The organism is Parabacteroides merdae ATCC 43184 (genome assembly GCF_025151215.1).
Taxonomy (GTDB): domain Bacteria; phylum Bacteroidota; class Bacteroidia; order Bacteroidales; family Tannerellaceae; genus Parabacteroides; species Parabacteroides merdae.
This window is the reverse complement of sequence record NZ_CP102286.1, coordinates 1979628-1994818: the sequence shown is the minus strand read 5'-3', so window position 1 is coordinate 1994818 and position 15191 is coordinate 1979628. Positions and strand designations below refer to the sequence as shown.

The 15191-nt window shown below is 34.1% G+C and carries 15 protein-coding genes; 5 read left to right on the top strand and 10 right to left on the bottom strand.

Features of this window, described 5'->3' with window-relative positions; translation table 11 throughout:
- Positions 1-8: 8 nt before the first annotated feature.
- The gene (locus NQ542_RS08285; protein WP_005636412.1) at positions 9-827 is read right to left on the bottom strand and encodes a glycogen/starch synthase; all 819 of its coding nucleotides are present in this window, start codon (positions 825-827) and stop codon (positions 9-11) included.
- A 183-nt stretch (positions 828-1010) separates the two neighbouring features.
- Here NQ542_RS08285 and NQ542_RS08280 point away from each other — a divergent pair, with 183 nt between their 5' ends.
- Positions 1011-2759 carry a tyrosine-type recombinase/integrase gene (locus NQ542_RS08280; RefSeq protein WP_005636415.1) on the top strand — a complete coding sequence of 583 codons (1749 nt, stop codon included), beginning with the start codon at positions 1011-1013 and terminating at the stop codon, positions 2757-2759.
- Positions 2760-2805: 46 nt separating this feature from the next.
- Here NQ542_RS08280 and NQ542_RS08275 read toward each other — a convergent pair whose 3' ends face one another.
- The 9 genes from NQ542_RS08275 to NQ542_RS08235 all read right to left on the bottom strand — a co-directional run bounded on the left by NQ542_RS08275 (position 2806) and on the right by NQ542_RS08235 (position 11113).
- Positions 2806-3522 carry a hypothetical protein gene (locus NQ542_RS08275; RefSeq protein WP_005636419.1) on the bottom strand — a complete coding sequence of 239 codons (717 nt, stop codon included), beginning with the start codon at positions 3520-3522 and terminating at the stop codon, positions 2806-2808.
- Between the two features lie 37 nt (positions 3523-3559).
- Entirely contained in the window at positions 3560-4972 is a 1413-nt protein-coding gene (locus tag NQ542_RS08270; RefSeq protein ID WP_005646576.1) for an ADP-ribosylglycohydrolase family protein, read from the bottom strand.
- A 4-nt stretch (positions 4973-4976) separates the two neighbouring features.
- Positions 4977-5786 (bottom strand): penicillin-binding transpeptidase domain-containing protein, encoded by an 810-nt coding sequence (locus NQ542_RS08265; protein ID WP_005636427.1) that lies wholly within the window; start codon positions 5784-5786, stop codon positions 4977-4979.
- Between the two features lie 4 nt (positions 5787-5790).
- On the bottom strand, positions 5791-6315 hold the full coding sequence (locus NQ542_RS08260) for a hypothetical protein (RefSeq protein ID WP_005636430.1): 525 nt from the start codon (positions 6313-6315) through the stop codon (positions 5791-5793).
- A 15-nt stretch (positions 6316-6330) separates the two neighbouring features.
- Positions 6331-6831 carry a hypothetical protein gene (locus NQ542_RS08255; RefSeq protein WP_005646578.1) on the bottom strand — a complete coding sequence of 167 codons (501 nt, stop codon included), beginning with the start codon at positions 6829-6831 and terminating at the stop codon, positions 6331-6333.
- A 19-nt stretch (positions 6832-6850) separates the two neighbouring features.
- Positions 6851-7006, bottom strand: a complete 156-nt coding sequence (locus NQ542_RS08250; protein WP_005646580.1) for a hypothetical protein — start codon at positions 7004-7006, stop codon at positions 6851-6853.
- A gap of 378 nt (positions 7007-7384) precedes the next feature.
- Complete coding sequence (locus tag NQ542_RS08245) at positions 7385-7972, bottom strand: tyrosine-type recombinase/integrase (RefSeq protein WP_005636438.1); 588 nt, start codon at positions 7970-7972, stop codon at positions 7385-7387.
- Between the two features lie 265 nt (positions 7973-8237).
- Positions 8238-8690, bottom strand: coding sequence for a JAB domain-containing protein (locus NQ542_RS08240; RefSeq protein ID WP_036658544.1), 453 nt, complete (start codon positions 8688-8690; stop codon positions 8238-8240).
- A 629-nt stretch (positions 8691-9319) separates the two neighbouring features.
- Positions 9320-11113 (bottom strand): hypothetical protein, encoded by a 1794-nt coding sequence (locus NQ542_RS08235; protein ID WP_005636457.1) that lies wholly within the window; start codon positions 11111-11113, stop codon positions 9320-9322.
- Between the two features lie 301 nt (positions 11114-11414).
- On the opposite strand from NQ542_RS08235, the gene NQ542_RS08230 reads away from it, so the two are divergent.
- From NQ542_RS08230 to panC, 4 genes are all read left to right on the top strand, one after another.
- On the top strand, positions 11415-12215 hold the full coding sequence (locus tag NQ542_RS08230) for a hypothetical protein (RefSeq protein ID WP_005636461.1): 801 nt from the start codon (positions 11415-11417) through the stop codon (positions 12213-12215).
- Positions 12216-12410: 195 nt separating this feature from the next.
- Positions 12411-13313, top strand: a complete 903-nt coding sequence (locus NQ542_RS08225) for a hypothetical protein (protein WP_005646583.1) — start codon at positions 12411-12413, stop codon at positions 13311-13313.
- 49 nt (positions 13314-13362) lie between these two features.
- The gene (locus tag NQ542_RS08220) at positions 13363-14037 is read left to right on the top strand and encodes a DUF5131 family protein (protein ID WP_005636465.1); all 675 of its coding nucleotides are present in this window, start codon (positions 13363-13365) and stop codon (positions 14035-14037) included.
- 275 nt (positions 14038-14312) lie between these two features.
- The gene (panC, locus tag NQ542_RS08215; RefSeq protein WP_005636467.1) at positions 14313-15152 is read left to right on the top strand and encodes a pantoate--beta-alanine ligase; all 840 of its coding nucleotides are present in this window, start codon (positions 14313-14315) and stop codon (positions 15150-15152) included.
- Positions 15153-15191 lie beyond the last annotated feature (39 nt).

The window sequence follows — 15191 nt, the reverse complement described above, 5'->3', positions numbered from 1 at the left end:
CTCTAAATTTATTTTGTGCCTAATATGACATCGTAGAATTCGTTGAATTTATCCATATAAACGTCCGGCGACTGATAAGGCAGGAATGGAGTGTGCTTTTTAGTGGCAATATAATCCAACACATCTTGATTGATCGTTTCACTACCCTGTATCACACCATCTGCGAAATCGATGGCGAGCTTGGTCAGCCCGGTGAAGCTTGTATCGGCTTTGATGCCTTTCAGGTCGCTGTCCTTGGCTCCATCCATTTTTAACTTGCTTGCAAATTCTTTTCTGAACGGTGTTTTGAAGTCATCGTTATAAATAGAGTATACGATCTTTGCATCTTTGAGGCAAGGATCGTCAGCATACATACGTTTGATGTACAGGGCTGTTAGCGCTGACATCCAACCATGACAGTGAATGACGTCCGGTATCCAACGGAGTTTTTTCACTGTTTCCAATACACCACGAACGTAGAAGATCGAACGGTCGTCGTTATCCTCGTATTCGTTTCCATCATCGTCGCTGATAGTATGTTTTCTTTGGAAGAAATCTTCATTATCAATGAAGTATACTTGCATGCGGGCTGCCTGAATGGATGCTACCTTTATGATCAGCGGGTGATCGGTATCATCAATGATGAGATTCATACCCGAAAGCCGGATTACTTCGTGCAACTGGTTGCGGCGTTCGTTAATGCTACCGAACTTGGGCATGAAAGTCCTAATTTCGCGACCACGCTCCTGTATGCCTTGTGGCAGGTTTCTGCATATCGTTGCAATCTCTGATTCGGGAAGGTAGGGTGTTATTTCTTGAGCTATAAACAAGATTTTTTTTGCATCCATTCTGTAAACTAGTTTTATAAAGACGCTACAAAGATACAAAGAATTTTTGGTTATATCAACAAAAAGTTTTTTCGCTGAATATCAAATGTATATATGAATGCTGTTTTGAAACTGGGTAGCGTAGATCTGATAAAAAGAACGAAAACAAAGAACAAAAGTGAAGAACCAATTTGAATAACAGGGATGGAACAGCAGGTTTTTATTAATGAAATGCAGGCAAGATTTAATTTACGACAACCTAAAGCCAATAAGCCAACCAATATCTATTTAGTTGTCCGTATTAATGGGAAACAGCTAAAATTAGCAACGGGTGTAAAAGTTTATCCTGAACATTGGAATAAGGAGAAGCAGGAAGCTTATGTGAGTTTCCGTTTGCCTGAATTGGATAATAGAAATAATGAGATTGCTAATAATAAAATAAATGAGTTGAAAGTTTCTTTTTCAGAGTGCAAGAAGTATTTTTGTGACAATCCAGATAAAATAGCGGATAGTTTGAACATATTGAAAGACAAAATTTATAAAGGTCAGATAAAAATGAGAAATGTAAGCGTTAAGCCAGCAACTTATGCAATGGATGGATTTATAAGTGAGAATTTGAATATTGGTGATTCGACTAAAAAAATATATCATGGGAATGTTAATAAATTCAGACGTTTTTTAAAAGCTAATGGTATATCAGATAGTTGGAACAATATGAATTTGGAAACTTTTAATAGCTATCAGCAATCGTATATAGATGTAGGTAGTAAGAATAAAACTATCAAGACTGTCTTTAGTATGTTTGAAATGTTGTTGAAAGAAGCTGATAGTAAGCATAATATTCCATTTAGTTATGCTGAAAGCGGTATGAGATCTTTTAGGCTTTATAAAAATAGAAACGAAAAAGAAACGGTCAGAATTGTACTGACGGAAGAAGAAATAGATAAACTGGCAAATCTTCAATTAGATAATGAAAAACTAATAGAAACAAGGGATTTATTTGTAGTTCAGTGCTTAGCTGGTACAAGAAAGTCTGATGTTATTAAGCTATTTGAGGACGATTATATATATGATGAGAGACGGAATGTATTTGTGATTAAAACCCAAAAGAAGGGGGTGGATGCTTTTATTAAAGCAGACAAGATCAAACCTATATTGTCTAAATACCCAAAAGGCTTAGAAGAACCAGTGACAAGTACATATAATAGTCGTTTGAGGAAAATTGCTTTGTTGGCAAACTTAGATAGATTAGTTGACGGTAAGCCAATCTATGAACAAATGCGCTCTCATATTGGTAGATATACTTTTGTTACTAATTCATTCTTAAATGGTATATCTAAGGATGTTATTAAGTATATGGTAGGACACAAATCAACAAAGATGGTAGATGAAGTGTATCTGCAATTATCTATGGATAATAAGATAGATATAGTTGCAGGTGTGACAGATGTTGAAAAAACAGAATCAAAACGAGTAAATGCTAGTATATCGTGTGATAATAGTAAATTATTTAAGGAAGTAGATGTTTATAAATATTTGTTTATCAATGATATGTTATCAGATGAGGTACGATATAACAATGATGTATATACGCTTAAACAATTATCTGACTATTTACAGACTGAACAGGGTAGAAAAGATAGATATGATTTGATTAAGCAGATACTTGAACAGAGGTGTCATATATCCACAGGAAGTATGACTTATGATTTTTTCTTGAATGAATTATATGATATTTCCATAATGGAATATATAACTTGTAATCATAATGAGCAGATAAAAGTAGGAGTGAACGGCACTAATGTGGATGCAGATGAAATTTTTAGTATGGATGAATTGCAGGAAATGTATGCAGAACGATATACAGTGAATAGATGTGCTGAATTAGGAATTAATATATTAGATGTGTGTAATTTGTTGAATGAGAAAAACTTGACGAAACATTTGAGTTAAATATGCTGGGATAGGAAACAGAAATGCAATAAATTGACTTGTATTGTTAAATAATGTTGCGTAAAGGTTGGCTAGGAAATTTCTTCTTAATGTAGGTATTCCAAATACATTCTGCATCTTTTCGTTTGCAGTCCTTGTATTCTAACTCCAAAAGAATGAGAATTTTTCGATTATAAATTTCTCTATAAATTCCTATTCGAATAAATGACGTTCTTGTTTTATTCTTACCTTTCAAATAGAAATTGGTATCATTAAATTGCTTATATGAAATAGATTCACCTTCAAATATGAACTCTTTAAAAAATTCAGAAATGGAATAATCATCTTCAAATACATCATAGTAAGCAATGCCAGTATTTAATACAATTGTGCTGTCCTTATTATAAAAATGATTTCCGTCACAAAGAAATGCTTCTTTCCCATGAATCAACGAATCTGGATATGCCAAGAAGTAATTAAATTTCTTGTTCCAATAAAAACGTATATCTCCATACTGATAAATTTCATTCCTATAATCAATGAGTTTTATACCTTTCACTTGCAAAACAGAATCAGAATAGTGTAACACTTCTCTTTTTTCTGATTCTGTCAGTGGAAGTTCATAGTGATTGGTAAACTTATCATCTTTCTGTATTACAGGTTGGATAGATTTATCTTGTTTACTTGGCTGACTGTTACAACCAAGCAAACATAATCCAAGTAAGAGAATATAATATTTCATTTCCTTATCTATCCAAATAATTAACAATCTCTTTAACCACATTCCCAGTCATTACACCACCAGACGGATAATCCTTTATCTATTGGTTAGATTTGTTTTTATCAGAAAATTTATCGTCATTTTTCATAATAAATTTCTTGTAGAACTTTTCCATAACGTTGATAAACTCTTCTGGTAATCGTTTAAGGATTTCCTCTTTTATATGATCTGGAACATTTCTATAATATGCTTCTGCTATACTTCCAGTAATTGCACCCATCGTATCGGCATCTCCTCCCAAAGAAATAGCCAAACGAATGGCATCTTCAAAATCCTTACTTTCCAGAAAAGCGATGATGGATTCAGGAACAGAACCTTGACAGGTAACATCGAATTGATAAGCGATTCGTATTTCATCACAGGTTCGACTAAGATTATAGCCAAAAGTAGATTCAATATATCCTTTAATCTCTTGCTTGGATTTTCCTGTGCGAGCCAGGTAAATACATGCTGCCGTAGCCTGTGCTCCTTTAATCCCTTCTGGGTGGTTATGGGTAATTTCTGCGCTTTCTTTAGCTTTTTTCAAAGTCTCCTCTAATGTGTCTAACACCCATCCAACAGGGCTTACACGCATGGCAGAACCATTTCCAAAACTATTATATGGTTGTGGAATATCTTTTTGTAACCAATTGTAAAAAGATTTTCCATATCCTGCCCTTGGATAACGATTGCCATAGTCTAACATGATACCAGACAAGCTATCACCTGTCAATAGCCAGTCAGCATTGGCAATAGTCATTACAGTGTCATCTGTAAATCTGGAATGTTCTTTGAATAGAGGAAAGTCTATTGATTTTATAGGATTAAACTCATAAATTGAACCTATTATATCTCCTGCGATTGCTCCTATAAGAATGTTACAGTTTCTATTTATTCTTTGTGTTTTTGCCCAATACTCTAATGTACTATTATTAATTTTGTCGGAATCAGGCTTAATTTCACTTATGATAGCATGGTATAGATTGGTTGAGCATTGATTATTTCCCACTTGATTGAGAGAGTTTAGCATACGGGTAATCCTTAATTGATTATGGAATGGCAATTCATAAAGTCGTCCTGTGATTTGACATTGAATCCGTCTTTTGTTACAATGGAATCCAATATAATTCAAATATAATTGGCAGGTTTTGCAATAGTTTGACTTTGCCAAATCGTCATGTTGCAATTGTTCCTTAAAGTGTCCATCGATGGTTGGAGCCTCTGGATGAAACTGGCTTTTGTCGATAGTAGGTAGAATCCATTGTATGAAATCGTGATTATATTCTATCTGTTCATGATTGAACTGTAGAATATCTTTGTGGTAGCGACCTTTACTATCTGGTAGTTCATTTTTAAAAAAGCGGATCAAATCAATCTGCTCTTTGGGGGCAATCTTTTCTATTGGAGTAATATTGTTTATTCCAAATTCCTTATTTTTTTTATCTCCAAATAAATGTTTGAGTCTATTCAGCATAATCTTAATGTATAGATTTAATAATCCCTTTAACCACATCCCCAGCCATTATACCACCAGACGGATAACCATTTTTAGGATTGGAAATAATGACTAAACAGGTATATACAGCATTGTTCACCTTGAAATAACCACAGAAGGAAACTTCATGTTTTCCATCTTCTTTAATAACTGATCCTGTCTTTCCTGCGATCTTTACATTATCAGAAAATAAAGGTTTACCTGTACCTTCACTGACTACCATTTCAAAGGTCTGTTGTATCTCCTTCATTGTTTTTGCAGAACAAATAGAATGATCAGATACGGCAATGGAATGATAGAAATTCAGTATTTCCGTAGGTGAATAGGTTGTCTTGATTGTTGTATATGGAGATAATGATTTGATTACACCCACTTTTGAATCAAACAGGATTGCTTGTTGTAAGGTGATTTCTCCATATCCACCCATATCCGCATTATGATCTCTGATCTCTTTTCCATTGTGATTATATATACCATTACCCACATCAACAGTGTCAGACAGTGAAACATTCCCTTTCTCCAAAACAGGAATTAAAGATACAGGGACAGCAAGTGTCCCCATATCTCTAACTGTAGTATATACTTCATCTTCTAAAGACTTACCATTTAACAGAGAAAGACTGCTTTTGCCTATGACATTTCCTGCTGAATCCATCAACATAACTAAGCCTGAATCTGCATTGACTTCCTGCAATGTGGTACGAAGTGATGTCTCAACAGTAAAAGATACATCGCTTTTCGTAGAAGCAAATGTAGAAAACAATATTAAAAGTAGTAATATCTGTATATTCATTACATTAGAATAGAATAAATTCGTCACCTACAACAAGAACATAATTTGCATATTCAGACATTTCTAATAGAAATTGTTTTATTTCATCTTGTCCATCTGATTCTGCCTTTTTTATCAACACGGATATTTTAGGCAATAACGTTTCTTTTATGCTAATCCAGTTGTTATTATATTTTAAACCAATGACATAGTTTACAACTTGACCATCACTATAAGTTTTCTGGTTTATTTTTGCTGTTACTTCTTTCTCTTGTGAAATATTTAACCCTGTAGCGGTTACTAATTCTTCATTAATAACTACTGGTTGAGCAGCTCTTCTTGTTATTTCAGCTCTTCTATCATATTCCAATTTTCGTTCAAGTTCTAATTCCCGTCGTCTAACATATTCCTCAAACTCTCTTGCCTCTTTAGTCACATCTTCATAAGAATTATTTTTATGTTCTAATGGAATATAATCTAAAAATTGGCTTCTTGAATACTGAACTGACAATAACAAAAGGCTCAGTATTAAATATAATCTTGCGTTCATAACTTTGTATATTTATTAATGAAATGTAAATCCAAGACCGACTTTGTCATAATTAGAATTGATATAAAAAGAATTTATAGTTCCTTTAAGTCCATTTTTATTTATTGACTTCACCATGTTTTCATCGCATAAAAAGTCACAATAGTTTGTTTTTCCCCAATCTTTGTATTCTGTATCTATTGTAAATGAAGGATATTTCCCTATAGAAATTTTACCTTTAAAGGAATACCAACCTTCAGATTGATATTTTTTTGAATATTTATCTATTTCTATCTTTATATCATACTCTGATGGATGGGAATAAGATTTATAGATATACACTGTTAAGTACTGACTGTTATATTGTGTTCTTACTGAATAATCATAGCTATTGAAACTAATCGTCGATTTCCAATTACCCCAAATACCATCTTTATATGAACATACAGAACTTAAAGGATGAACTTTGTTATATGTAGAACAAGATGATAATAATAAACTCGTAAATAGTAGAATAAAAGAAACTTTGTTATTCATTTTTTTATTTTTTAATAAGTTAATCAGTTAAAAGGTAAAATACAAATAATAGAATTGGCACTACAATAAGTGCAATAACATTTTCTTTTTTTATTGAACCATCTTCGTTTTTAGGACACGTTTTATAAGCGGCATAAGCTAATCCAACAATAAGTAAGAATGTAAGAATTGCCATATGTTTATTTATTAGATTTCCCTTGTTCCCTCTGGAAAGATTAATAAAATAAAAAAGGTGTGGGAACTGTATTTGCTTTATCCTTAGATTAGGTCTTCGCATTACCTTTAGCATGGATAAAACAACAGCAACCCACACCAATAGGATATATGATACCCATCACAGGTAAGTATATATCAAATGATGCGGGTGCTATTGCCATCATCTTCATGCTAAAAATTAAAGTTGCGAAGTTTAATCTAAGAAGATAATTTCAATAACACCTTTCGTTAAACGTATGTCCTTCTATAGAGGTTCAACGCCATGAACTTGTAGAATTGCCACAAAGTTACGAAAAGTGTTTTATGTGTCAATGATTTAAGCTGAAATATTAACCATCTAAAAGGAAAGACTGTCATAAGTCTGCAATATTTCTTCCTGTCTCAATCCCAAATACCTTTTTGTGATCGCCACACTGGAATGATTGAACAACTCCATCAACTTGACTAAAGCCAGTTCTGCGTTTTCTGCATTTTGGTTGTACACCTGCCTGCCAAATGTTTTTCGTAGGCTATGGCAGCTAAAATGTTGAACTTTCAGTTTGTATTTGGCTTTGATCTCTTTTAAGATCACATTGATTCTTTGTACTGAGTATGTTGTCCCCTTCTGGCTTACCAGTATAGGCGAATTAATCCCTATTGGCTGAATGTGATCGTAGCATTCTGCAATATGTCTTTTCAGTTGGGGATTAATCCTGATTGTACGGTTCTTCTTTGTTTTCTTTTCCTGCAAGGTAAATTCATCCACATTCAGAATATCTTTCCAACGTAACGACAATATATCAGAGATACGCAATCCCCAGAAACAACCTATCGCAATCAGCAAGGACATTTTATAATCTCCGTCCCTGCTTAATCTTCTGACCAGATTTGACATTTCATCCCATCTCAGATAATCCGCTGTTGTTGTGCTGTATTTCAAACTCATAATATTCAGTTTTAATTGATTACAAATAAAAGTGATTGTTTTTTGTGTCCTCTATTCTTCTTTGAATGGTAACTTGTTGAAAATCAAAAGAACATTCACTTTCAACAGAAGTGAACATTCTTTTTTGATTCTCATTGTTCCTTTATCGCCTTATACAAGAAGGTAAAAAGAAGGATAAACGGAATGATCGGATAGATTAACAACACTATCAGGTACACAATGGCGGCAATTAAGATATAAAGTATTATTTCCATGTCTCACAATCTTAAATCCGTCCGTTTTCAGAATAACTGTAATAAGTCTCATCCGTTATGATAAGATGATCCAAAAGGTTGATACCGATCAATTTGGCAATCTCCTTTACTCTTTTTGTCACTTGATCGTCTTGCATACTTGGTTGTATGTTCCCAGACGGATGATTGTGTGCCAATATGATGGCAGAAGCATTACCCAATATTGCTGCCTGCATAATAATGCGTATATCCGCAGAGGTTTCATTCAATCCACCTTCTGAAATATGGCAAACACCTAATACCTTGTTGGCTCTATTCATTAAAATGACTTTGAAAAACTCTTTGTACTGTATTGTTTCAGAATCAAATACAGATAAAAGGATTTTATAAGCATTTTCAGCGGATAAGATTTTCTCTCTTTCAGAGGCTTTAATCTTTGACTTGTAAGTGAGTTTCACTTCACATACCTTGTACTGACTTTCCATAATGATATAAATTTGATTTTTGTTGATAATTCCTGTGTATCGGCTTGGTTTTAATCCTTCGTAGTGTTGAGGGTTACACCATATAAAAGAGAAAAGGGGAAAATACCGCAATCTGTTGTTAAATCTCTGTCCGTTAAAAATCTCTTTCCCTTGTTTCCAAAGTTCGATAGGCATTTATCCGTTTTCGAAAAAGAGATTCAGAGGTAGATCACTTGCATATTTTTCACTTCTCTATCACCTACTGAGGGGGGAGTTTTAGATAAGTGCGGTTAAGCTCACGTTTCATACATGAGAATTTGATCCATAGTGCTTTTTCAAAGTTGAGGTATGCTTTATCTCTGTGGTTTGATTTGAAGAGGATTTATTTTTTCTTGACTCTCAGAATGAGTAACTTTGTTATGATTCAGAAGGAGATTCTTCACCGATTAAATTCGGCTCATATATAAATTGTGTGTAATGGGTGCTTTGAGAAATCAAAGCATCCATTTTGTGTTTATGGAAAGTCAGACCATTTAAGAAGAACACTCCGGATTTGGTCGGCATATCTTTCTTTACATGGTCTAAGTCTAAGCATACGAAATAAGACATTCGGGATTTTTTTGAAAATTTCTCTTTTATATACCCAAGTCTCAAAAAATCCCGAAGTCCTTTATTAACACCTTTAAGATATACTTATAAGGCTTTTTATCTTTAGTTTCGTCAACTAAAAAATATTCCTTTATTGTATTCAGCTTCACAGTGTATAAAATATTATGTCTCTTATAGATCATTGCCAGACGATCCCTTATTTCTTCTTTTTCAATCCATACATTAAGATCGAACTCGCTCTGTATGTCTTTTATGACCTCTGGAAGGAAACGATGAATGTTTTTGTCATACTCTTTTACGGCTTTGTCTATTGTACCTTTTTTATATCCGGCTTTTTTCAATCCTTCTTTTCCTATTTTCAGGAATGCGTCAATAGTGTACGCACCTTGATCTTCTTTCCTCAAAATATTCAAGTAAAAGGAAATATCAACTTTATCCTGATTTGAATAAAGTTTGCTTAGTTGTTCAGTCAACAGCCGACGTTTTTCTATATCCGTTTTGGCTTTTCTCAATGTCAACAAATCATCTTCTCCCAAAAGTTCGATTACGGAAGCATCCGTTACATTAAAATGATTGGTGGCATTATAAGCGTTAAAAAGAGATTCCTTTGTCTTATAATATCCCTTTATCCTCTCTTCATTATACAGGTTATCAACAGAGAAATAATTGATATTTCCTTGTTCGTCCAACAAATCCGCATATTTCACAGCTTCCATATCTTGGGATATGGCTTGTTTCCTGTATTTATCTGTTGCTTGTTTATGTCTGTCTTTCAAATCAGAATGAGTAGTTTCAAATTCTTCAATCATGCCGTCAATGGCTTCTTTACTCTTTATATCCAAATCAATCTTGACATTTGAGATATGAGTTAGTGAATTGAATCCATTGCGAAAACGACCTTGTATCTGAATTACTTCCGTAAAAGGATCAATCATTGTGTAAACCGCTTCATTCAAGTCTGTAAGTATTAAAATATCAGGCTTTTGTTTTAACTTTATATCCAAAGCGGAAAAGAAACGGCAAGTAAAGAAATTGTATTTAGCCAAGGGTTCAAGCATTTCATATACATTATCAAACTCTCTTTCTTTCAACTTCTTCACACTCTGATTGGAACAAAATACTTTGTAATCAGTCAGTTTCAAAGTATTGATAATCTTATTTATCCCATTGGTGGAATTAATGAAGATACAAACACAAGGGCTATCCTGTAAATCGTCTAATTTGCTTTTGACTGTCTTGTCATAGCTGTTAGTAACGATAACTTCCAGATTCTTTCTGTAATCATATTCAGGGACAATCTTTAATATCCTGAAATTTTGATTTACAAGTTCTTTATGTCTCATTTCCAACGGTGTTGCAGAAACTAATGCTTTCTGTTGAAATTGGAAGAACTCATATATTGGTTGAGTGATTCGCTTTCTATAATCCACGTCTTGAATGAATTTTTCGCATTCATCCATCAAACAGAAATAATCAGTGTAAATATTCAGGTTCAATTTATTGGCTGCTTTCCTGATTTTTGAAAAACTCTCAGGTGTACAAATCAGTTTCTTTCTTTTATTTGTTGATTGCAAGTATTTTTCAACTTTAGAAGGTGTACACTTCTCCCAAACTGCCAACCAATCTGGATTATCTTTTGTTTTTTCAATGATAACGGGAACATTGGGTTCTATGATAATAGAATTACGGTTTGAGTGCAATTCCGTATGAGTAGCTCCAAGTCCTGTAAGTGTCTTGTCCAGAATTACGTTTGAGGGGATATTTTCATATCCTTGTCTTTTCAAAGCGTCTGTAAGCCATTCTCCATTATGTATTTTTATTTCCTCTGTCTGCATGATAGAAAAAATCTGAGTTAAACGTTACCTTAAGATTGAAAACTGGTAGATCCGGGATTTTTTCGAAAATTTCTCTTTTATATACCCAGTCACCAAAAAATCCCGAAAGTTAAAAATTTAAACTGGAAATACACCTTAACTCTGATTTTCTTTGAACGCATTCCTTTACAAGTAAATAAGGAATATTGGAATATTATTTTTCAATTGAAAGAGAGGTAGACCATTTAAAAGAGAAACAGCAATTAGATTTGGAGATTCTTCTCTTAAATGGTTTAACTTTGTACAAACAGATACAAATAGTATGAAGCCAGCAGAAGAAATAGGTATAGACGAATTAAATGAAAGTGGGATTGTCCATGTGGGATTGGAATTTTGTCCCACAATCGGTTTTGATGAGATGGGAGAGCCTTTTCTATCAGGAACGAGTGCATTCCATTTTATAGACAGGTATAACAATAAGAAAATAGCATTGCAAAATAAGTTTGGCAGCTATTTGGAGAATGAAGATATACAGTCTTGTTTGCATAGCTTAGAACTTGATCCTGTAATGTTTTGGTATCTTCTTCTGTTCGTTTATGATTACTGTGTTGATACTTGCATAGACAATATCAAAACAGAAGAAGGCACAAGTAAGCAAATTCAGAAATTTATACAGACGATAGAAGAAAGAAAAGAACAGCCTGCGGAACTGACTTTAAAGATAGGTAAAAATAAGTTTATCCTAACAGACAGTCCGACGATAGATCTGATTGGCTTTCTATGCAAAGAAGCCTATCCAAAAGTGAAAGATGCTTTTATCTTTGGCGATCGTATCATGTTGGAAGAATCCGTAGAATATAGTGATACAGCAATGGCATATTTGTTTTGCAAGATGCTCAGGTGCTATTTTGACAGTTCAAACCATGTAAAGGAAAAAAGGGCGGAAGGTGCTAATATCTCCAACAAGGAAAAAGAATTGCTTTCTTATCTGCTTTACTTTGCAGGGATAAGTAGAAATAAAAACCTGCTTACTCCAATACTTAACGAATATAATACATTGAAAGGATTGATGAACCCAAAGAAAAAACCAGAATTTAGAGGTATAGGCAATTGGTACGCCTAATTCTTTATTAAAACGTAACAAATTGATTTATAGCAGGGTTGTTAAACTCTACTATTTTTGTGCTACCCTGTAATGTGTTGAATTTCTATTGTTTATGCGTTTTATTGCTTCATCTTTGCACCAGAAACAAATAACTGGTGTGCCAGAAACCAATATAAGTCCGCAGGGCAGCGGTAAATTTTAATGGAAAAAAATATGAAACATGTAGACGTATTAAATGAAGGTAAAAAAGTTGCAAGATTAGTGGCTAACAGAGATCTTGATCCTAAAAACGTTAAACAGAAAAAAGAATCTTTGAAGAAGTGCGGGGTATTAACACCTGCTGTTATTGTAAATGGGAATAAGGCTGTAGAACAAGATTTAGAGATTGTAGACTTTATCACAGGTGAAGTTATTTCTAAAGAGGATGCTCATAAGTATATTGTACTGGTTGAGGGAAATCATAGGTATCAAGCACATTTGGAATTGTTGAAAGCTAATGGCAAATTGGAAGAAGAACAGAAGTATAAAAAGGAGTTTTTTGTAACGTATCCTTTAGATGATAATATGTCTATTATGGATATGTTGGCAGAGATTAATACTTGTACTAACAAGTGGGACACTAAGGATAGGGTAAAGAGCATAACAGTTAAAGAGAATTGTCCTAAGTTATTATTAGAGATCAATAAGCTAACAAACAAAGGATACTCTTTAAATGCAGCTTCTCTTTGGCTTACTTTTGGCACGAAGGTAAATACTTCTGTCATTAATGTAGCTATGCGAGGAAAATACTTAGATCCGTTGAAAAATGATGCAGGAATAGAAAGAGGGTTGAAGATCTTAAATGCAGCCAAATCTAAATTAGGTGAGGATTTATGTAAAACCAGAACAACATTATCAGGTTGGATTGTAAGTAAATATGAAAAAACGCTAGATGCTGATAAAGCAAATTTTACTGATAATATGATACAGTTTATCAATTCGATTGATTCTGACAATGTCACATACCTTCAAAAGGTTAAAGGGAAAAAAGGAGGAAGCAGTAAAGAAAATTTGATTAATAAAAAATTGAATGAACTTTGGGATAGCTTTAATGTATCAGTGGAATCAGCAGAGTAATTAATTAATGGAAGGTGCGTAACAACACCTTCCGCTTAAAATTTTGAATATGATAAGAGAAGCAAAAGGAAATATGTATGAGTTTGTGAGTCATACTTGGAATCCCATTAAGGGAAAGTGCTATCACGGCTGTAGCTATTGTTATATGGATAAATTGTCTCCCAAACGGGGAGAAGCCAGATTGGATGCTGGAGAATTAGCAAATGCTTGTTTGGGCAGTGGTAATTTTATCTTTGTAGGCAGTAGCATTGATATGTTTGCTCAGGATATACCAGATAGTTGGATTAAAACCGTATTGGATTATTGCGACGAATATAATAGATATTTGTTTCAAAGTAAGAATCCAGCTAGGATATTGGAGTATTTGGATCACCCTGTGTTTAAAAGATCTGTAGTCTGTACAACCATTGAGACCAATAGAAGCTATCCTGAAATTATGCGTAATTCTCCCTTGATAGAAGATCGAGTAAAGGCAATGGCTGATATTTCTGCCAGAGGAATTAAAACGTATGTAACGACAGAACCGTTAATGGAGTTTGATTTGAATGAAATGATAGAGTGTATAAAGATGTGTAACCCTGAGCAAGTTAATATAGGAAAGAATACAAATGGAAAGGTTTGTATTCCAGAACCAACACCAGAAGAAGTGCAAGCGTTGGCTGAAGAGTTAAAGAAATTTACAAAGGTAGAAGTAAAGAAGAATGCCAAAATTTGGTTTAAGTAAGTGTAGGTAATTACAAAATGAGTAAACCCCAGTTATCCTAGTGGTAGCTGGGGTTTGTTGTATGAAGGAAATAAGAAACTCTGTTTTTTAGATATTTAGATTTGGATATTAAAAAAGTCACTATATTTGCAATATCAGAAGAAGCTAAAAAAGAACAGCATGAACGAACTGTTTTTGTAATAGGTTGATATTCATATATAGATATAAATATACAAAAATTCTTTCATTTACCGCAATTATTTATTTGCTTTGCACCGTCAATAAGCATCTAAAGGATGAAAATAGTAAACAGTATTAAAGAATTGAAGAGTTATCTCGCTGAAGAAAAGCGTAATAACAAACAAATTGGCTTTGTTCCCACTATGGGAGCATTGCATGACGGACACTTGAGCCTGGTTGAACGTTGTGTGAAAGAAAATGACGTGTGTGTAGTCAGTGTTTTTGTCAATCCAACCCAGTTTAACGACAAGCACGACCTTGAAACGTATCCTCGTACGTTGGATAAAGACTGTACTCTGTTGGAGCCGGTCGGTTGCGATTATGTATTTGCGCCGTCGGCAGAAGAAATGTATCCGGAGCCAGATACCCGCACATTCGATTTCGGCACTGTTTCGGCCGTAATGGAAGGGGCGCGCCGTCCCGGACATTTCAATGGGGTTGCTCAGATCGTGAGCAAACTTTTTTATGTAGTCGAACCGGATAATGCCTATTTTGGTGAAAAAGATTTCCAGCAGATCGCTGTGATCCGTGCTATGGTGAAGCAATTGGATATACCGGTGAAAATCAACGACTGTCCGATTTTGCGCGAGGCAGACGGTTTGGCTTTGAGTAGCCGTAATGTGCGCTTGACACCCGAACAACGTCAAAAAGCTCCGTTAATAGCTCGTACGTTAAAAGAAAGTACTAACTTTGTGCCCGAAAAGAGTGTGCAGGAGGTGATCGACTATGTTGTCAACACAATAAATGCCGATCCTATTATGCGTGTGGAATACTATGAGATTGTAGATGGCAATACGATGGAGTCCATCAAGAACTGGTCCGATACGACTTATCCGGTAGGATGTATTACGGTATATTGCGGAGAGGTTCGTCTGATAGATAATATTAAGTACTAAATATAGATTTATGATTTATGAATGATGATTTGTTTCCTG

Coding starts and splice junctions, on each gene's coding strand:
- NQ542_RS08285 (WP_005636412.1), bottom strand. CDS start 827: ATGGATGCAAAAAAAATCTTGTTTATAGCTCAAGAAATAACACCCTAC.
- NQ542_RS08280 (WP_005636415.1), top strand. CDS start 1,011: ATGGAACAGCAGGTTTTTATTAATGAAATGCAGGCAAGATTTAATTTA.
- NQ542_RS08275 (WP_005636419.1), bottom strand. CDS start 3,522: ATGTGGTTAAAGAGATTGTTAATTATTTGGATAGATAAGGAAATGAAA.
- NQ542_RS08270 (WP_005646576.1), bottom strand. CDS start 4,972: ATGCTGAATAGACTCAAACATTTATTTGGAGATAAAAAAAATAAGGAA.
- NQ542_RS08265 (WP_005636427.1), bottom strand. CDS start 5,786: ATGAATATACAGATATTACTACTTTTAATATTGTTTTCTACATTTGCT.
- NQ542_RS08260 (WP_005636430.1), bottom strand. CDS start 6,315: ATGAACGCAAGATTATATTTAATACTGAGCCTTTTGTTATTGTCAGTT.
- NQ542_RS08255 (WP_005646578.1), bottom strand. CDS start 6,831: ATGAATAACAAAGTTTCTTTTATTCTACTATTTACGAGTTTATTATTA.
- NQ542_RS08250 (WP_005646580.1), bottom strand. CDS start 7,006: ATGGCAATTCTTACATTCTTACTTATTGTTGGATTAGCTTATGCCGCT.
- NQ542_RS08245 (WP_005636438.1), bottom strand. CDS start 7,972: ATGAGTTTGAAATACAGCACAACAACAGCGGATTATCTGAGATGGGAT.
- NQ542_RS08240 (WP_036658544.1), bottom strand. CDS start 8,690: ATGGAAAGTCAGTACAAGGTATGTGAAGTGAAACTCACTTACAAGTCA.
- NQ542_RS08235 (WP_005636457.1), bottom strand. CDS start 11,113: ATGCAGACAGAGGAAATAAAAATACATAATGGAGAATGGCTTACAGAC.
- NQ542_RS08230 (WP_005636461.1), top strand. CDS start 11,415: ATGAAGCCAGCAGAAGAAATAGGTATAGACGAATTAAATGAAAGTGGG.
- NQ542_RS08225 (WP_005646583.1), top strand. CDS start 12,411: ATGAAACATGTAGACGTATTAAATGAAGGTAAAAAAGTTGCAAGATTA.
- NQ542_RS08220 (WP_005636465.1), top strand. CDS start 13,363: ATGATAAGAGAAGCAAAAGGAAATATGTATGAGTTTGTGAGTCATACT.
- panC (WP_005636467.1), top strand. CDS start 14,313: ATGAAAATAGTAAACAGTATTAAAGAATTGAAGAGTTATCTCGCTGAA.